Raw genomic sequence first — 19739 nt, 5'->3', positions numbered from 1 at the left:
ATCGCGGCACGGCTTGGCCGCGATGCACCCGATTTTCGTGTGTTCAGGGGACGAGCAGCGCGGCGGCGCGTTCCCAATAGGTGTGCATGTCCTGCTCCCAGTAGCCCCACGAATGCGTGCCCGCCGGGCGGAAATCGAAGGTCGCCGGGATATCCAGGGCGGCCAGGCGGTCGCGCAGCAACGCGGTGCACACCACGGTGATCCCGTCGAGCACGCCGCCGATGAGCAGCTGATCGAGTAGTTTCACCGGATTGCGCTGAATACCAGGGCCGTTCAAGGTGTCCAGCGGGCCGGGCAGGCCGTTGCCGGTGCTCACATACACCTGAACTCCGCGTAGCTTCTCGGCATTGAGGGCGGCGTCATTGGCCGTCCAGGCCGGATCGGTGGGTGGTCCCCACATGTTGAGCGGGTTACCGCGGCGTGCGGTGACGATCGAGGCCACCATCGCCTGTCCGGCCGGGTTGCTGGTCTGGATGCAGCCGCTGAACGAGCCGACCATCTGAAACCGCTGCGGTGCTTGCTGTGCCATCCGGAAGACCGCCGAGCTGGCCATCGACAGTCCGGCGACGGCGTCGCGGCCGGTGCCGTGGAAGGCCGAATCGATGATCGGCGGCAGTTCGGTGGTGAGGAAAGTCAGCCAGCGGTTGCGTCCGGTACCGGGATCGTCGGCCTGCCAGTCGGTGTAGAAGGTGCCCGCACCACCGATCGGCATCACGATGTTCGCCTGTTTCGCGGCGAAGAAGTCGAGGGCGTCGGTCTTGGTGAACCAGTTGCTGCCCTCGCGCCAGTCGGGGGTGTCGGTGCCACCGTCGACGCCGTTGATCAGATACAGCGAGCCGGCGGGCGCCTCGGGGTCGGCGGCGGGAATGACCGCGACGGTGACCGGTCGATTCATCGCCGCGGAGTGCACGGTCACATCGATCACCGTGCCCGGCCCGTTCGCCGCGGCCGCGACGGCGTAGGACCCGTTCGGTGCGGGCAGCGCCGCCGCCATGGCACGGGCGGCCACCAGGTCCGGGGCCGCCTGCGCCGTCGCGACGACGGGCAGGCCCGCGGCGGCGACCGCCACCGTGAGCGCGAGCCGTCGCACCATCGAATTGCGCACTGTCTTGTCTCCGTTCACTGCTGCGTCGTTATCGCCCATGCCGACTCGTTCCGTCGACCAGGCGCAGTTCCTTGGCGTCGGGCCACAGCGCCGACCACGGTTCGCTCGGGCCGTCGCACAGCCACAGCGCGACGCCGCGGTTCACGCCGGGAAAGCCGAGGGGCTCGTCGACGCGGGTCAGCAGCGTCGTCTGTGTGAAACGGGTACGCAGCGCGGAGTCGGGACCGTCGACCCCGAGGTAGAGCACCGTGGTCGTGGTGTCGGGTGGGGCGCCGAAGTAGCCATAGCCGCGGTTCGGACTGAACACCGCGGGAAGACCGGCGGCAGGCCCGAATTCCTCGAGTGCCGCTGCCTGCCAATAGTTCTGGGTCACGATCACCACACCCTCGCGCTGCCGCGGCGGTATCCGGTGATAGGTCTCGGCAACCGCGGTGACCAGGTCGTCCCAACCGCTCGGACCGAAAAGCACACTGCGCGAGTGGATCTGGGAATAGTCGGTCGTCGACTGCCGCAACGCCGACTCCGGTAGGGGCAGCGCGACGACGAGCGCGACGCAGATCGCGGTAGCCAGCGTGCCGAAGCCACCGCCGATGATCGCGCCGCGTCGCGTGATACCCCGGTCCGCCAGATACACCGCGCCCGCGGCGAACAGGCCAGGGAAAGCACCGGCCACGAAGTAGGGGCGCAGGCCCGCCAGCACGACCGCGCCCAGCCCGATCGCGATCATCGGGATCAGGAAGTAGTACGGACGGAACCGCTGCGCGCGCAGCCCGGCCCACATGCCGGCGAGCAACAGCAGACCGGCTGCACCGGTGACCTGAATCATCGTCCACGGCGCCGCGAGAACCCCGGCGGTGGCGAGCTGCTCATCGCGCACGATCGCGCCCATCGCCAGCTGTGGCCAGCCATTGCTGTGCTGCCACCACAGAATCGGGACCGCCGACCCCGCGAGCAGACCCGAGCCGAGCCACCACGCGGGCCTGCGCAGCATCTCCCGCGGCCCGAACACGGCCACGCCGAGCGCGAGCACCGCCCAGATGATCGGAATCAGCCACTTGACCTGGAAGTCGACGGCGGCGACGAACCCCGCCGCGACCACCAGGTAGTCCTCGCGAGTGCGCACCCAGCGGATCAGCAACCACGCGAGCACCGCCGTCAAGGTGATGTCGAGGGCGAAGGTGCTCAGCATCGCCGATTGCATCACCGCCATCGGGGTGGTCGCGTAGGCGAGCGCGGCGACGGTCTGGGGCAGTCGGCCGCCGCCGAACTCCCTGGCCATCACCGCGCTGAGCACGATGGCCAGCACTGTGAACAGCAGCGCGGGTACCCGCAGTGCCACTGTGGATCCCGGTGCGAGGTGGTCCGACAGTGCCGCCAGCAGCGGAACCAGCGGGCCCTGATCGGCATAGCTCACCGACGGATGCCGTCCGGCCGCGAGGAAATACAGTTCGTCACCGCCGATCCGATAGCGGTCGATCCTGGCGAGGAACAGGATGGCGGCCACGGCGGCGACGATCGATACCTCGCGCCACGCGAAGGCGGGCAGCGTGCGGAGGGGGGCGGCGGGCACCTCGACGGTGCCGCTCCGGACGTTCATGGTGGCACTCCGCGGGTTCAGTCCCGGTCGCCGCGGACTGGCGTCGGAGCAGCTCCGGAAGGTGTCGGGTGGGCGAGGGTCTGGTGTTGCGGCGCGGGCCGCAGGCGTTCGAGCCACGCCGGCGCCCACCAGCAGGCGTCGCCGAGCAGCCGCATGGACGCGGGCACCAGCAGCATCCGCAGGATGGTGGCGTCGATGACCAGTGCGGTCACCATGCCGAAGGCGATGTACTGCATCATCAGCAGATCCGACAGTGCGAACGCGCCGGTGACCACCAGCAGGATCACCGCGGCCGCGGTGATGATGCGGCCCGTCCGGGCGATACCCGCCTGCACGGCTTCGGTGGTGGAAGCGCCCGCGGCTCTGGCTTCGACGATGCGTGACAGCAGGAATACCTCGTAGTCGGTCGAGAGCCCGTAGACCACCGACACGATCACGACCAGGACCAGCGACATGATCGGTTGCGGGGTGAAGCCGAACACCCCTGCGCCGTGCCCGTCGATGAAGACCCAGGTGAGCACGCCCAGTGTGGCGCCGAGCCCGAGCAGATTCAGCACGGCTGCTTTGAGCGGCAGCACCAGCGAACCGAACGTCAGCGCCAGCAGTAGCGTGCTGGCCAGGAAGACGAACAGGACCATCAGCGGCATCCGCTCGACCAGCGCGTCGATGCTGTCCTTCTCCACGGCGGGCTGCCCACCGACCATCAGCGTCGTGCCGGGCGGCAACGGCATCGAGCGCAGATAGTCGATGGTCGCCTCGGCATCGCCGGATCCGGCGAGCACGGTCTGGGTGGTGAGGACCTGGGGCTGGAACGGCGACTGCATCGGTTCGGCGAACGGCGCGGCCAGGCCGGGGGCGTGGTTGGCGTCGGCGCGCACGGTATCGGCGGTGGTGGGGTCGAAGGTGACGATGACCAGGTCGATCGGGTCGATCTGGCGCAACGGGAACAGTTCGTCGAAGTGCTGCTGGGCCAGGCGCGTCGGATGAGACGGCGGGAGAAACCGCTCGTTGATGGAACCGAAGGCCAGATTCTGGATCGGGACGATGAGCAGCAGCAGACCGAGGCAGATCGGAACGGCCACCACCAGTGGACGTTTCATGACTCCCGCGGCGAATCGGCCCCAGCCGTTGCCGGGAACACGATCTCTCGCGACCGGTTTACGGAACCAGTCGACGCCGAGCCAGTCGACGCGCCTGCCCAGTACGGCCAGCATCGCGGGGAGAAGGGTGATCGAGGTCAGTGCGGCCAGGGAGATGGTGATGATCGCGCCGTAGGCGAACGACCGCAGGAAGCCCTGCGGGAACACCAGAATCCCGGCTGCCGCGACCACCACGATCAAGGCGGAGAACAACACAGTGCGTCCCGCCGTGGTCACCGAGCGCCGGACCGCATCGTCGACAGTGCGTCCGTCGGCGAGTTCCTCGCGGAACCGGCTGAGCACGAACAGTCCGTAGTCGATCGCCAGGCCGAGCCCGATCATCGAAACGACCGGGGAGACGAAGGAGTTCACCTCGGTGACCGCGGTGAGGCAGCGCAGCAGTCCCCACGCGCCGAGCATGGTGAGTCCGCCGACGATCAGCGGCAGCGCCGCGGCGACGACGCCGCCGAACAGGAAGAACAGCAGGATCGCGACCGCGGGGACGGCGAACAACTCCACCCGGCGCTGATCCTGAACCATGGTGTCGTTCAACGCGAGTGCGACCGGTTGTCCGCCGGCGAGCTCGACCTCGACTCCGGGGATCACGAACTCCTCGGCGACCTTGCGGTAATTGCGGCCCTGTTCGGTGGGGTCGACGCCGCTGACCGCGACCGAGGCGAACGCGTAGTCACGGTCGGGAGAACCGAAGACCTCGGGAATCGCCACGCCGGTATCGGTCGGCCAATACGCGCCGTTGACGCGGTCGATCTCGTTCGGGAACCGCTGCGGCAGAGTGTTCAGGCCCGCCACGACCGTCGCGGCGAAAGCCGGATCGTCGATGGTGGTGCCTTCGGGCGCCCGCACCAGCAGGAGCACGTCGCTGCTGTGATCACGGCCGAACGCGTTGTCGCGCACGTGTGCCGCGCGCACCGATTCCGAGGACGGATCGTCGAAGCCCTTCGCACTGAGATCCGCGCCGAGTCCGAGCCCGTAGGTGCCCAGTGCCAGTAATCCGGTCACCATTATCAAGATCACCAGATATCGCCGCCGCACGACGGTGTCTGCCCATTGTGTCAACTCGGCGAACACATTCGCCTCCCAACTGCTCGCGATGTGGTCGAACTTGTCAGGAGTCGCCTGCCTTTTCGGTCGCTACCGCGCAATGTTGCGGCCGGTCACAACGATTCTCGGAATGCTGTTGTGAGCCATGACTTCGCGCTCTGGGCCCGATCACAGGAGACCGCGCGATTACCCGTCCGAAATTCCAGAGGTCGGTAATCGCCACGATCGCCGCGGGGGTGGGCTTCTACGTTGACACCAACGGTCACATGCCACAGGCCGGTCGAGCCGGAGGAAATTTCGTGTCGGATATTGCCATTGTCGGAATCGGATGTCGGTTCGCGGGCGGAATCGATTCCCCGGAATCGTTCTGGGACTTTATCGTCGACAAGCGCGACGGCGTCGTGGAGATGCCCGCCGATCGCTGGGATTGGCGCCGCTACTACGACCCCGAACCGCGAACCCCGGGGCGCAGCTACACCAAACACGGCGCCTTCATGACCAACGATCCGTGGGAGTTCGATCCCGACTTCTTCGGGATCTCACCGCGCGAGGCCACGGTGCTCGACCCGCAGCAACGGTTGATGCTCGAGGTGACCTGGGAGGCCCTCGACGACGCCGGGATCGCGGGGCGCTCGGCCGGCGCGCAGGTGGGGGTCTATGTGGGCGGCTTCGTCGTCGACCAGTCGGTGATCGGGGTGGTGGGCCCCGCGCTGTTCCACACCGACATGCACACCCCGGCCAGCGCCTCCTACACGATGCTGTCCAACCGCATCGCCTACGCGCTGAACCTGGTCGGTCCGGCGATCACCGTCGACACCGCGTGCTCGTCGTCGCTGGTGGCGCTGCACCTGGCCTGCCAGGCGCTGGAGAACGACGACTGCGAGGTCGCGCTGGCGGGCGGGGTCAATGTGATGCTGCAGCCGGAAACCTTCGTGCTCATGTGCAAAGGCGGCTTCCTGGCCACCGACGGCCGCTGCAAGTCCTTCGACGCGTCCGCCGACGGTTACGGTCGCGGCGAGGGCGCGGGCATGGTGGCGCTGAAGAAGCTCGAAGACGCTGTCCGCGACGGTGATCGCGTGTACGCGGTGATCAAGGCCACCGGGTCGAATCAGGACGGGCGAACGACCGCGATCACGGTGCCGAACGCCGACTCGCAGGAGGCGCTGGCCCGCACCGTGTGCGAACGCTCGGGCCTGGCGCCCGACGAGATCACCTACCTGGAGGCACACGGCACCGGCACACTGGTTGGCGATCCGGTCGAATTGCGCGCTCTCGGCCGGGTTTTCGGTGCCGCGTCCGGGCGCACCGGCACCATCGGCGTCGGCTCGGTGAAAGCCACGATCGGTCACACCGAGGCCGCCGCGGGCGTGGCCAGCGTGATCAAAGCCGCACTGGCACTGCGACATCGCACGTTGCCGCCGCAGGGCTGGCTGAACGAGCCGAACCCCGACATCGCGTTCGACGAACTGGGCTTGCACATCCAGACCGAGGCGCAACCGCTGCCCGCCGACGCCGCGCCGATGTCGGTGGCGGTCAACGGTTTCGGCTACGGCGGCACCAATGCCCACGCGATCCTGCAGGAGTTCCGCGCGCCCGAATCGCCGACCGAACCGGCCCGCCACCTCGGTATTCTGCCCATCTCGGCCCGCAGTACGGGTGCCGCGCGTGCGTTGGCAGGCCGGTTCGCCGACCTGATCACCGCGGGGGCCGACCCGGACAGGCTGGCCGAAGCGGCGTGGACCCGGATGGCGCACCACCCGTTCCGCACCGGTGTACTCCTCGACGGTTCCACCGACGACCTGGTCCGTGAACTGCACGAGTACGCCTCGGGTACCGGGCGCGACGCCGGCCGCACGGTGTCCTCCAGCGCCGCCGAGCCGGTGTTCGTCTTCTCGGGCATGGGACCGCAGCACTGGAAGATGGCCCGCGGGTTGCTCGCCGCCGGTGGAGTGTTCGCCGAGACCGCCGAGCAGATCGACGCGGAATTTCGCGCGATCGCGGGCTGGTCGATCATCGAGGAACTGAGCAAGCCGGAGGACGAGTCCCGGGTGACCAGCACCGAGGTCGCGCAGCCCGCGAACTTCCTCGTCCAAGTGGGCCTGGTACGCGAGCTGGCCGAATACGGCATCGTCCCCGCAGCCATCGTCGGACACAGTGTGGGCGAGGTGTCGGCGGCGTACGTCAGCGGCATGCTGACACTGCGCGAAGCGGTGCGGGTGGCCTATCACCGAGCGCGACTGCAGGCCACGACCGCCGGAACCGGCGGGATGCTCGCTGTCGGCTTGACCAAGGAACAGGCCGACGCGCTTGTCGCCGACGATCCGCGCGTCGACATCGCCGCGATCAACAGCCCCACCTCCCTGACGCTGTCCGGCGACGTCGACCGACTCGACGAGATCGCCGAGAAGCTCACGGAGGACGGCATATTCGCGCGTCGGCTGCGGGTCGAGGTGCCGTATCACAGTCGCCTGATGGATCCGATCCACGACGAACTGCGCACGGCGCTGGCCGATCTGGCGCCACAGGCGCCCACGGTGGCGCTGTACTCGTCGGTGACGGGGGAACTCGTCACCGACGGCGTCTGGAACGCCGAGTACTGGTGGTCAAATGTCCGGCAGCCGGTGCGGTTCTTCGCCGCGATCACGAGCTTGATCGCCGCGGGCAACCGGATCTTCCTCGAGGTCGGTCCCCACCCGGTGCTGTCGGGCAATATCCGCGAGGCCCTGGTCGACGCGGACGTGAACGGCACCACGGTGCCCACCCTCGACCGCGAGCAGTCCGATTCGCACAGCATCCGGCGCACCCTCATCGGTCTGCATGCCGCCGGGGTACTCGACCGTGAACTGCTGTTTCCGGCCGAGCGTGGCGTCACCGCGCACGTACCGTTGCCGCGCTATCCCTGGCAGCGCACCCGCCTGCACTCGGCGCTGCCACTGTTCGAGCAGGCCCGCCTCGGCACACCCGGCGGGCACGCGATGCTCGGCGACCCCGATGTGGAGGGCCGCCCCGAGTGGCTGCTGCAGGTGGGCACCGAACTGCTGCCGTGGCTGGCCGACCACGTCGTCAACGGCGTCAAGATCATGCCCGGCGCGGCGTACCTGGACGCCGCGCTGAGCGCCACCGCCGCGCGGATCGGCAGCAAACAGGTTGCGCTGGAGAGCGTTCGGTTCGTCGCGCCGCTGATCATGGGTGCCCCCGATGTGCCGTTGGTCGCGATGAGCGTCGAGGAGGCCAGCGGTCGCTTCATGATCAGATCGCGCAGCGCGACCGGAACGGCGTGGACGGTGCACTCGACCGGGCGCACCCTGACCGGCAGCCACGAACAGACCGAAGTCGCGTTGCCCACCATCGAGGTCGGGGTCGACGTCGACCCGGCGATGTTCTACGCGGGCCTGGCCTCGGCCGGGCTGCAATACGGTCCGACGTTCCAGCGGGTGACCTCCGTGCGGGTGGGACGCGACGTGGTGCTGGCCACCGTCGACGGGAGCATCGCCGAAGGCTCGCGACATCTGGCGCATCCGGCCGTCGTCGACGCCGCGATGCAGTGCGCGGCCATGCTTTTCACCGACGAACGGATCAACGAGGGCGTGATGGTGCCCGTCGGGGTGAACGCGGTGCGGCTGCTCGCCGAACTCCCCGCGGAGATCACCGTCATCGCCCGCCGCGACCCCGGTGCCCGCCTGCGCGCCGATGTCGACCTGCTCGACCGGGACCGAAACCTGGTGGCGCGGTTGACCGGCCTGCAGATCGGTGCGCTCAAGCCCGGTGACAGCCCGCTGCACCGGATGGCCGACTTCTACTACACCGAGGTGCTCGAAGAGCGCGACCCGATCGACCCCGCGGCGCTGACCGAAGCCGGGTCGGTGTCCACCGTGATCGTCGCGCTCGGTGACAGCCCGCGCACCGCCGAACTGGCCGCCGCGATCCCGGGGTCGCGGGTGCAGCTCGTCGACCCGAACAGCGACGAACTGGAGTCGGAGCTCGTCGCGAATCTGGAGGCGGCGAAAGCCGACGAAACGCAGCGCACCCACGTCTGTGTGGTCGTCGGTGCGGGCACCGACGACGTCGCCGACCTGTGGACGCTCAAGCGCGTCGCGGTCGCGGTGTCGGAGTACGTCACCCCGACCGTGGAAGGCGCCCCGCCACAGATCAGCTTCGGCGACGGCAACGTCCACGCCACGCTGGTCACCGAATCCGCCTTCACGGTTCCCGGCAGCGATGTCGCACCGGACCCGCGCCAGGCCGCGCTCGCCGGTGGCCGCCGGGTGCTGCTCAACGAACAGACCCCGCTGCGCTGGCGGTTGGTCGACACCGAACCCGGCACCACCGTCGCCGAACTCGTCGCCGAACTGGGTGTGCCCGGTGCCTTCACCCTCGACAACAGCGACGAGGTGCTGCTGCGCGACGGCAGGCGCTGGGCGCCGACGGTGACCAAGCCGCTGCCCGAGCGCATCGACGAGCTCGAGACGTCGCATCCGCTGGCCGATCCGGCGGCGAACTTCGAGCTGGACATGCCACGCACGCGGGTGCTCTCGCAGGTGGCGTGGCGTGAATGCCCACGTCCGGAGCCGGCCGCGGGCCAGATCGAGGTCGCGATGGCGGTGATCGGATTGAACTACAAGGATCCGCTCAAGGTCATCGGCCTGCTCGGCGAACGCGAACTCGCGCCGACGTATTTCGGCACCGTGCCCGGTATGGAGGGCATCGGCACCGTGGTTCGGGTCGGTGCCGAGGTCAGCGATGTCGCGGTCGGCGACAAGGTCGCGGTGGCGTCCAAGGGCATGATGCGCCGATTCGCCGTCGTCGATCGGGCGCTGGCGGTGATCGTGCCCGCCGACACCGATCCCGGCTACTGCACCAGCACCATCGCCTTCGGCACGGCCGAATACGCCCTGCACGACCTGGCCCGCCTCGAACCGGGCGAGACCGTGCTGATCCACGGTGCGGCGGGCGGCGTCGGCACCGCGGCCATCCAGGTGGCCAAGTCCATCGGCGCCCGCATCATCGGCACCGCGAGCTCGCCCGAGCGGCGCGAACACGTCCTGGCCATGGGCGCGGATTTCGCGGTGAACTCGCGTTCGCTCAATTTCGTCGACGATGTCCTCGCGCTGACCGGCGGCGCCGGTGCCGATGTGATCGTCAGCAGCGCACCCGGTGAGATCCTGCGCCAGAACTTCAACGCCGCAGCCGAATTCGGTCGCATCGTCGAGGTCGGCAAGGCCGACATCTACACCGGCGGGCTGCTGGAACTGGCCAACTTCGACAAGAACCTCGCCTACTACTCGATGGATCTGGACCGCCTGGTCGCGGTGCGCCCGCAACGGCTGTCGCGACTGCTGGAGCGGGTGTTCGAGAAGGTCACCGAAGGCGTCTACACCCCGCTGCCGTACCAGATGTTCGAGACACACGAGGTGAGTCAGGCGTTCGAGGAGACACTGCGGTCCTCGCGCGTCGGCCGGGTCGCCCTGCGGATGGACGATCCGCGCCCGCCCGTGCGGCCCTCGCTGCCGCCGCTCGACATCGACGGCGCCGGAAACTATCTCATCACCGGTGGGTTCGGTGGGTTCGGCATGGCGATCGGCCGCTGGCTGGCGCTGCGCGGTGCGCGCAGGCTGGTACTGGTCGGGCGCAGCGGCGCCGCCACCGAGACGGCGCGCCGCCAGCTCGAGGTGTGGCGCGCGGTCGGCATCGAGGTGATCGAAGAACACGCCGACGTCACCGATGCCGCCGCCGTCGCCGCGATCGTCGCCCGCGCGCACACCGAACAACACCCGTTGCGCGCGGTGTTCCACGCCGCGGGCGCGGTGGCCGACAACCGTCTCGCCAGCATGGCGCGCGACGAGCTCGACCGGGTCTATCGCCCCAAAGTCCATGGCGCGCAGGTGATCCACCAGGCGGTAGCCGATGCGGGCATCACCCTCGACATGTTCGTGCTGTGTTCCTCGGGCGGCTCGATGTACGGGATCTACGGTCAATACAACTACTGTGCTGCCAACGTCGCCGTCGAAACTCTGGCCCGGCGCTGGGCCGCCGCGGGGGAGCGCGCACTGTGCATCGGCTGGGGACACCTGTCCGGCGCCTCGGGCGGCATGGCATCGGATGAAACCGCCGAAAAGTATCTGGACCTGGTGGGTTTCGGTCCGATCGACATGGCCGACGCCACCGCCTACCTCGAACAGACCCTGCGCCTCGGCGTGACGAACGCGGCGATCATTCCCACCGACTGGGCGAAACTGACCGGAACTTTCCCGCAGCTGGTACGCACCGGCCGCACCGCCGCCCTGGCGCAGTCCTCGGCCAAGGACACCTCCGAATTGGCCAAGCTCCGCGCCGAACTCGCCGCGATGGAGGAAGCCAAGCGCGGACCCGCCATCGCCCGCAAGATGGCCGACGAACTCGCGGTGGTCATGGGGGTGCCGGTCGAATCGATCGACATGACGGTGCCCGTGCCGGAGCTGGGGCTCGACTCGTTGATGGCGGTCGAACTGGGCGCGCGGGTCACCAAGACGCTCGGCATCGACCTGATGTCGATGCAGATGGGCCGCTCGTTCAGTTTGGAACAGGCGGGCCCGAAGGTCGCGGAGCTGATTCTGGCCTCCGAACCCGCTGTCACACCGCCACTTCCGGAGGTGACGCCCGGTGAATCCGCCCCGCGGATCGTCGACGTGCCCGACCAGTGGACCGTCGAGCGACCGGCGGAAGTCTCGATGGCGGGATCGCACTGATGGTCGACTTCGGCTTGATCGACGAATGGCGCCCGGCGCCCGGTCGTCTCGTGACCTGGTTCGCCTCGGCGGACTCGGTCGCGCGCGCGGCCAGGGCGCCGGTCCATCCGGCGCCGCCCTCGCTCCAGCAGGAGCAGTATCTGCGCTTGGCCGACCGGCACGCGGGCGCGGACTTCCGGTTCTCGGGCCTGTGCCTGGTCACCGCCGAGATCCCCACCGGTGACCTCGACCGCGCCGCGATCACCCGGGCGATCCACGCATTCCTGTTGCGCCACGACACTTTTCGCACGTGGTTCGCTGTCGAAGCCGGTGGCACAGTGCGGCGTCATCTGGTGCCCGAGGCCGATGTCGAGTTCGTGCCGGTCGACTACGGCCACATCGACGATCCCGAGGCGATCTGCCGGCACGTGGAGAAGACGACACCGGGCCCGTTCCAGTGGGATTGCTTCACCTTCGGTGCCATCGAGCACGGCGATTCCACCACCGTGTACCTGGCCGTCGACCACCTGCACACTGACGGACTCGGGCAGTACCTGTCCGCAGCCGACTTCGCCCAGCTCTACGCCGCGCAGCTGTGGGACGAGGCCGAACCGCTCGCGCCCGCGGCGAGCTATCTCGACTACTGCCGCAACGAGCGGTTCTTCAGCGACCAGCAGAGCCTGTCTTCTCCCGGTGTGAAGAAATGGCTGGCGCTGTTGGGCGGCAATGACAACAAGCTTCCGGTCTTCCCCCTCGACCTCGGCAAGAAGACCGACGGATACCATCGCAGCGCCCACCGCAGCGTCGTGCTGTTCGACGACGACGAGGCCGATCGATTCGACGAGGTCTGCCGTGCCAACGGCGCCGAATTCGTCGGCGGTGTGTTCGCCGCGGCCGCACTGGCCGAACGCGAGCTGGTCGGATCGGACTACTACTTCGGCATGACCCCGGTGAGCACCAGGACCTCGGCGGCCGAGAACAATTCGGTGGGCTGGTACGTGACGCTCGTTCCGGTCGCGTTCCCGCTCGGCGAACGCACCACGGTCGCCCGCGCGCTCACCATCGCGCAACGTGCCTATGACAGCGGACTCCTGCTGGCGCCCACTTCTTTTCACCGTGTTCTCGATCTGCTGCCCCCCGATTCCGAGATCAAGGCCGAGCCGGGGTGGGTCACCCCGATGATCTCGTTCATCGACGCCAGGGACTTCCTGGGCAACGAGCTGTTCGACAGCATGAACGCCGGGGTCTTCGCCAACCGGGCTGCCTCCGAGGAAGCACTCATCTGGATCAACCGGCTACCGGGCCGGACCTCGTTGAGCGTCATCTTCCCCGACACCGCGATCGCGCAGGAGTCGGTGCGCCGCTACCTGGCCACCATGAAGTCCGTATTCGGAGCCATCATCGACAGCGCCGCGGAGCACCCATGATCCGAGAAGAGTTCGTCCCGACCATCTTTCGCGACCCCGCCATTCCCGATGGCGAGAAGTCGAGATACCGCGTCGGCATCGCCGGCGAGCCCGGCGGCTTCGAGATAGCGCACGTCGTCGTGCACGACCGGGGCGGCTATCACACGACACTCGAGGCGAGCCCGGAGGACAAGAGCGGACGCGACCGTGAACTGGTGATGACCGTCGAGCAGCGCATAGGGCGTATCGACGGCCGACTGCACGCGGAAACCTATCGCGCGCAGACCCGGTCGGGGTCGACGGTGGTTTCGCGCGAGGAAGTGAACTTCGTCGACACCGTGCACCTGCAGTTCGGTGGCCTGCCCGGACCGTTCCCGCCGAATGTGATGCCGATCGCCGGTGGGCTGACGATGTTGCGTGGACTGGACTTCGCCGACGGGCTGGTCGAAACGGTCGACGTGTGGCTCGCGGCGTCGGTGCACTGGCCACTGCTCGTCCGGGTGGAGAAGCAGGTCGTGTTCGCGGGACCGGCCGGGGTGTTCCCGTGTTGGCAGGTGCGGTTGCGGCCCGGCTTCGACCAGGTGAACGGGATGCTGGACAAGATGGTCGGCTCGGTCGTGCCACCGTTCATCGCCCTGTTCGAGGTGGCGGCGCCGCACCGGATGGTGCAGTTGAGCTTCCCGACCCAGATGTCGATGTCGGCCCCGCGCGCCACGATGGAATTGGTGTCATGAGCGACACCACCGGGGTCGCGAAGGCGCAGGTGCCCGAGCTCGGCGCGTGGCTTGCGTTCGGCGCCTGCCTGATCGCGGTGTTCATGCAGATGATCGACGTGACGATCGTGAACACGGCGCTGCCGAGTCTGACCGCCGACCTCGGTGCGTCCAGGTCGGCACAGCTGCTGGTGATCTCCGGGTACGCGCTGGCGTTCGCCTGCACCCTGCTCACCGCCGCGCGGATCGGTGCGATGGTCGGTCGGCGCACGATGTTCCTGGTGTCGGTGGTCGCCTTCACCGCGGCTTCGGTGTGGTGTGGATCGGCCGGTGGCCCTGCCGAACTCGTGCTCGCGCGGGTGGTCCAGGGTGCGGCGGGGGCGGGGATGGCCGCCCAGACGATCGCCATTCTCACCGCCGGGTTTCCGCGCGAGCGCCATCCCCTGGTTTTCGCGCTGTACGGGGGAGTGGCCGGATTCGCCGGGATGCTCGGACCCATCGTGGGCGGTGTGCTGCTCACCGTCGATATCGGTGGGTGGGGGTGGCGGTCGGTCTTCCTGATCAACCTGCCGATCGGGCTGTTCGCGTTCGGATTGGCCTGGAAATTCCTGGACCGGAGCAGTCCGGCCGGTCGTCACCCCCTCGATCTGGTCGGTGCCGCGCTGTCCGGGCTCGGCTTGTTCGCCCTGATCGGGGGCCTGGCTCAGATCCAGGAGCACGGGTGGCGGCTCGACCTGCTCGCCGTCACCGGTGCCGGGCTCGTGCTGACGGCGGTGTTCCTCGCCCAGCAGCGCACCCGCACCGCGCGCGGTGCCGACCCCCTTGTGCGGCTGGACCTGTTCGGCAACCACGGCTTCCGGATCGGCTCGGTGCTGGTCGGCGCGTTCTTCGGGCTGTTCACCGCGTTCGTGTTCGCCGCCTCGATCACCATGCAGGATGTGCTCGGCTACTCGCCGCTGCTCACCGGCATGGTGATGACCCTGTTCGCCCTCGGTGCGGGCGCCGGCGCCCTCGGTTCGCTGATTCTGGTGCCGCGTTGGGATATCTGGGCGCTGGCAGCCGGGATCGCCCTGTTCGGCGGATGTATCGGCGCGGGTGGGGTGTACCTGTATCTGGTCGACGGGGTGGCGAACGCGCTGCTCTGCGCGGGTCCGGTGTTCGCGGCCGGATTCGGTGTCGGCCTGTTCGGCGTGCAGTTGCAGCCGATGATGCTGTCCGGGTTGGACGCGAATCGGATGGCCGAGTCCTCCGGTGTGCTGCCCACCATCGAACAGGTCGGCAACGCGGTCGGACTCGCGGTGCTGACCACAGTGTTCTTCGGATCGCACAGCCTCGGCGGCAGCATCATGATGATGGGCGCCATCGCCGCGGTCGCGCTGGTGCTGGCGGTGCTCACCTTGGCGATGCCCTCGCGCGAGCGTCGAGAACAGGCCGCGATCGGCGTTCTGTAGGGTTTTCGCTGGTCGTCGGCGTGCGGGTGCCGCTGGTTGTCGGACCCCGGTGTCAGACTCTGGCACGTGAGATGGGCGATAGCGGAGACGGGCGAGGGCGGCGCTCGGTTGTGTCCGCTCGATCAGGACGGTCACCCGGCGGGACCGGTGCTCGACGAGCCCTCGCTCGTCGAGGCGGTGCGCACCCGCCCGGACGTGGAGCGGTGGGTCTGGCGGTCCACGGCCGACATCTACCGTGTGTTGCTGGCAGCGGGCGTGTGGGTCGAACGGTGCTACGACGTCCAGGCGGCGGAGTCGCTGCTGATCGGCCACGAGGAAGGACAGTCGGGGCAGGCGCGCTCGCTGGCGGCCGGCTGGGCGCGGTTGCACAACCTGGCCGTTCCGCCGGATGCGCCGGTGCGGGCCGCCGAGACGCAGCCGTCGCTGTTCGAATCGGGTCCGGTGCCACTGCCGCCGGGGATCGACGAGTTCACCGCCCTGCTGGCGGTGTACGCGGGACAGGTCGCGCGCACCGCCCGGGCCGAGCACCCCGAGCGGATGCGACTGCTGCTCGCCGCCGAATCGGCGGGCATGCTCGTCGCCGTCGAGATGGGGCAGCTCGGCATTCCGTGGCGCGCCGACGTCCACCGCGAACTCCTGGATTCGATGCTGGGAGAGCGCTTTCCGGGGGGATCGGAACCGCGGCGGATGGCGGAACTGGCCGAGGAGGTGTCGCGGGCGTTCGGGACCGGAGTCCGAGTCCGGCCCGACCTGCCCGCCGACATCATCAGGGCTTTCGGTCGCGCCGGAATCCTGCTGTCCTCCACCAGGAAATGGGAACTCCAGCGGATCGACCACCCGGCGGTCGCCCCGCTGCTGGCCTACAAATCGCTGTATCGCCTCTACACGGCGCATGGGTGGTCCTGGCTCGAACAGTGGGTGCACGGCGGCCGCTTCCGCCCCGAATACTTACCCGGCGGCACAGTGTCCGGGCGCTGGACCACCAATGGTGGTGGCGCACTACAGATTCCGAAGATCGTCCGGCAAGCGATCCGGGCCGACCCCGGGTGGTCGCTGGTGGTCGCCGACGCCGACCAGATGGAGCCGCGGATCCTCGCGGCGATCTCGCGCGACCCGGGGCTGATGGAAGTGGCCGGTCGTGGCGAGGACCTCTACGCGGACCTGGCCGCTCGCGGATTCGGCGGCGACCGCGATCAAGCCAAGATCGCTCTGCTCGGCGCCATCTACGGCCAGACCTCCGGCGACGCCCTGACCCACCTCGCGGGCCTGCGCCGGCGCTATCCCGCCGCCGTGGCCTACGTCGACGACGCCGCGCGCGCCGGCGAGGAAGGCCGCCTCGTGCGCACCTGGTTGGGGCGTACCTGCACGCCGCTGTCGGTCGCGCTCGACGACACGGACTCGCCCCAGGACACCCGCACCGAGTTCGGCGCCGACTCCGCCGCCCGCGCCCGTGGCCGCTTCACCCGCAACTTCGTGGTGCAGGGCAGCGCCGCCGACTGGGCCCTGCTCGTCCTGGCCGGAATCCGGCACGCGATCCGCGACCTCCGTGCGGAACTGGTCTTCTTCCAGCACGATGAAGTGATCGTGCACTGCCCGACCGAGGAAGCCGCTGTGGTGGCCGAAGCGATCGCCACCGCCGCAGACACCGCGGGCCGGATCGCCTTCGGGCAGACGCCGGTCCGCTTCCCGTTCACCACCGCCGTAGTGCAGTGCTACGGCGATGCCAAGTAGGAACGCCGCTAGATCAGTACTTCCCGCAGGTGGGGTCTAGCGTGGTCGCATGCTCAGTCTCGAACAGCTGGTCACCTTCGGCGCGGCAGCCTTGATCATCATCGTGATTCCCGGTCCCAGCGTGGTTTTCGCCATCGGCAGGGCTCTCGCCCACGGCCGGTCCGTCGCATTGGCCAGCGTGGCGGGCAACACCCTGGGTCTACTCACAGTGCTGGCGCTGGTCTCGGTGGGGCTCGGTGCGGTCGTCGCCGAGTCGGCCACGGTGTTCTGGATCGTGAAAATCGCCGGGGCGGCCTACCTGGTCTACCTCGGGGCCACCGCGATCCGACACCGTGCGGCGTTCGGAGCGGGAGACCTGAACCCGGAACGCTCCGCATTGCCGTGGCGGACCTCGGTGCGGCAGGGCTTCGTCGTCGGCGCGTCGAACCCGAAGTCGTTCATCCTGGCCGCCGCCGTCGTACCGCAGTTCGTGGATCGCGACGCCGGGCAAGTCCAGCTTCAGATCTTGCTGCTCGGCCTGATCGCGGTCGCGATCGCCTTGGTGTCGGACAGCCTCTGGGCGGTGCTGGCCGCACGGCTGCGCGATTGGTTCCGCCGGTCTCCGCGACGCGAGGAGACGCTCGGGACCGTCGGGGGCTTGTCGATGATCGGGCTCGGCGTCTCGGTGGCGTTCACCGGCAACCATGCGAAGTAGCGTTGTGACCAGTTCGAACGGCGACATCTGCCGCTCACGGGATTCGGCCGAACGGGGTGAGTTTCCCCCGATCCTGACAGCTCGAGAATGTCGGTCCGTAGATGTCGGTGGGTATCGGTAGCGTCTTGTCCGTGGAAACAGGGGAACGTATCCAAGAACTCGCCGACCGGATGGTCGCGCTGCGCGACGCCTACTACCAGGGGGCGCCGCTGGTCGCCGACGCGGAATTCGACGCGATCGAAGACGAGTTGCGCGCACTGATCGAGGCGCACCCCGACCTCGCGCCGGACCCGAATCCGCTCGAGCAGGTCGGTGCGCCCGCGGTGCTGCACGCCCCGGTCCGGCACTCGCGGCCGATGCTGTCGCTGGAGAAGGCGACCAAGCCGGAGCAGGTCGAGGCGTTCTTCGATCGATTCCCCGGTCAGCCGGTGGTCGTGATGCCCAAGCTCGACGGCTTGTCACTGGCTCTGGTCTTCGAGAACGGGCGGCTGGCGCGTGCCGTCACCCGCGGTGACGGCACCACCGGTGATGACGTCACCCCGCTGGTCCGTGCCCTCGTCGACGGGGTCCCCGAGCGGATCGACCTGCCGGGCCGCGTCGAGGTGCGTGGGGAGGCGGTGATGTTGCGTTCGACCTTCCTGGCCTACAACGCCGCACACCCGGACAAGCCACTGATCAACCCGCGCAATGCCGCGGCGGGCACCCTGCGCGCGAAAGACCCGGCGACCGTGTCGGAACGGCGCCTGCAGTTCTTCGGCTTCGACCTGGATACCGCCGCCGACGACGCCGCGCACGACCTCGGAGAAGGACTGCGGGCGATCGGCGTCGCGGGGGCGCAGATGCGGCTGTGCGCCGACGCCGCGCGGGCACAGGCGGCGATCACCGAGATCGAGCAGGGTCGCAACGACTTGGACTACGACATCGACGGTGCCGTCCTGCGGCTGGCCGACCGTGACGCCTACGCGGCGGCCGGAACCCGGTCGAACTCCCCGCGCGGGGCGCTGGCGTTCAAGTTCGCCGCCGAGGAGAAGACCACGCTGCTGCGCGAGGTGATCTGGGATGTCGGCAAGACAGGCAAGATCGTCCCTGTCGCGTGGCTCGAGCCGGTGTTCGTCGGCGGTACGACGGTCACGAAGGCGACGCTGGCGAACCAAGAGGTGATCCGCGCCCGTGACATCAAGGTCGGTGACACGGTGCTGGTGCGTCGCGCCGGTGATGTCATCCCGTTCGTAGCCGGCGTGCTCGACGCCGCCAAGCGCACGGGCGAGGAGCTCGAGATCATCTCGCCCACCGAGTGCCCTTCGTGCGCTCAGCCGGTCATCGAGCAGGGCAACAGCCGAGAACTGTTCTGTACCAACGTCGCCTGTCCCGCCCAAACAGTGCGCAGGCTGATCCACTGGGCCTCGCGCGCGGCGGCCGACATCGACGCCATCGGGGGAGTGTGGATCGAACGCCTCGCCGAGGCGGGCATTCTCGAAAGTCCGTCGGACTTCTACACGCTCACCAAGGAACGCTTGCTCGAATTCGATCGCATCGGCGAGGTCTCCGCCGCGCGCATGATCGATTCGATCGACGCCAGCCGCCAGGTCGGCCTGCGCCGCGCCCTGATCGGCCTCGCCATCCCGATGGCCTCCGACGGCACCGCCGCGCGCCTGGCCAGGTCGGGCTTCGGCTCCCTCGAAGAGGTCGCCGACGCGGGCGAGGAACGCCTTGTCGCGGTAGAGGACATCGGCCCGAAGGTCGCCGCCTCCCTGGTCGCCCACCTGACCCGGTTGCGTCCGGAACTGGACCGCTTGCGCGAGCTCGGTGTCTGCCTGGATGTGCGCGAAGAGGACCTGCCGCCGGTCATCGCGGCAGGCGCACCCCTCGAAGGCAGAACAGTGGTGATCACCGGTGCGATCAGCGACCCACGCTCCGGCGAGAAGGTGGCCCGCCCGACGTTCCAGCGCCTGTGCGAGCAGGCGGGCGCGACGGCGGCCTCCTCGGTCTCGGCGAACACCGACATGCTCATCACCGGCGCGGGAGTCGGTGACAGCAAGCTGGCGAAGGCCGAGAAGCTCGGCGTCGAGGTCGTCGACCAGGGCGAGATCTGGAAGCTGCTGATCGACGCCAAGATCATCTGACGAGCCCGCGATGC

General features: G+C 68.7%; 10 protein-coding genes. 7 read left to right on the top strand and 3 right to left on the bottom strand.

Annotation, left to right across the window (positions count from 1 at the left end; translation table 11 throughout):
• Positions 1 to 43: 43 nt before the first annotated feature.
• Genes ACWGCN_RS03950 through ACWGCN_RS03940 form a run of 3 tightly spaced genes read right to left on the bottom strand, consistent with a single transcriptional unit; the run spans position 44 to position 4930 of the window.
• Positions 44 to 1144 carry an alpha/beta hydrolase gene (locus ACWGCN_RS03950; RefSeq protein ID WP_449971099.1) on the bottom strand — a complete coding sequence of 367 codons (1101 nt, stop codon included), beginning with the start codon at positions 1142 to 1144 and terminating at the stop codon, positions 44 to 46.
• Entirely contained in the window at positions 1134 to 2702 is a 1569-nt protein-coding gene (locus ACWGCN_RS03945) for an ArnT family glycosyltransferase (protein ID WP_452457437.1), read from the bottom strand. Before ACWGCN_RS03945 ends, ACWGCN_RS03950 begins: the two co-directional genes overlap by 11 nt.
• Before the next feature lie 17 nt (positions 2703 to 2719).
• Positions 2720 to 4930, bottom strand: a complete 2211-nt coding sequence (locus tag ACWGCN_RS03940; RefSeq protein WP_452457436.1) for an MMPL family transporter — start codon at positions 4928 to 4930, stop codon at positions 2720 to 2722.
• Positions 4931 to 5202: 272 nt separating this feature from the next.
• Here ACWGCN_RS03940 and ACWGCN_RS03935 point away from each other — a divergent pair, with 272 nt between their 5' ends.
• From ACWGCN_RS03935 to ligA, 7 genes are all read left to right on the top strand, one after another.
• Positions 5203 to 11628, top strand: coding sequence for a type I polyketide synthase (locus tag ACWGCN_RS03935; protein ID WP_452457435.1), 6426 nt, complete (start codon positions 5203 to 5205; stop codon positions 11626 to 11628).
• Entirely contained in the window at positions 11628 to 13034 is a 1407-nt protein-coding gene (locus tag ACWGCN_RS03930; protein ID WP_452457434.1) for a condensation domain-containing protein, read from the top strand. Before ACWGCN_RS03935 ends, ACWGCN_RS03930 begins: the two co-directional genes overlap by 1 nt.
• A complete protein-coding gene (locus tag ACWGCN_RS03925; RefSeq protein ID WP_379313762.1) occupies positions 13031 to 13747 on the top strand; it encodes a hypothetical protein in 717 nt (238 codons plus the stop codon). The genes ACWGCN_RS03930 and ACWGCN_RS03925 overlap by 4 nt, the downstream gene beginning before the upstream one ends.
• Positions 13744 to 15177: an MFS transporter gene (locus ACWGCN_RS03920; RefSeq protein ID WP_452457433.1), complete on the top strand. Its 1434-nt coding sequence runs from the start codon at positions 13744 to 13746 to the stop codon at positions 15175 to 15177. Before ACWGCN_RS03925 ends, ACWGCN_RS03920 begins: the two co-directional genes overlap by 4 nt.
• A gap of 66 nt (positions 15178 to 15243) precedes the next feature.
• Positions 15244 to 16908 carry a bifunctional 3'-5' exonuclease/DNA polymerase gene (locus tag ACWGCN_RS03915; protein WP_452457432.1) on the top strand — a complete coding sequence of 555 codons (1665 nt, stop codon included), beginning with the start codon at positions 15244 to 15246 and terminating at the stop codon, positions 16906 to 16908.
• A 49-nt stretch (positions 16909 to 16957) separates the two neighbouring features.
• On the top strand, positions 16958 to 17602 hold the full coding sequence (locus ACWGCN_RS03910) for a LysE family translocator (RefSeq protein ID WP_452448741.1): 645 nt from the start codon (positions 16958 to 16960) through the stop codon (positions 17600 to 17602).
• 131 nt (positions 17603 to 17733) lie between these two features.
• A complete protein-coding gene (gene ligA / locus ACWGCN_RS03905; RefSeq protein ID WP_379313758.1) occupies positions 17734 to 19725 on the top strand; it encodes an NAD-dependent DNA ligase LigA in 1992 nt (663 codons plus the stop codon).
• Positions 19726 to 19739 lie beyond the last annotated feature (14 nt).

Source organism: Nocardia sp. NPDC055050 (genome assembly GCF_053608345.1).
Note: the sequence above shows the minus strand (reverse complement) of the source record. Positions and strands in the feature narration are given on the sequence as shown.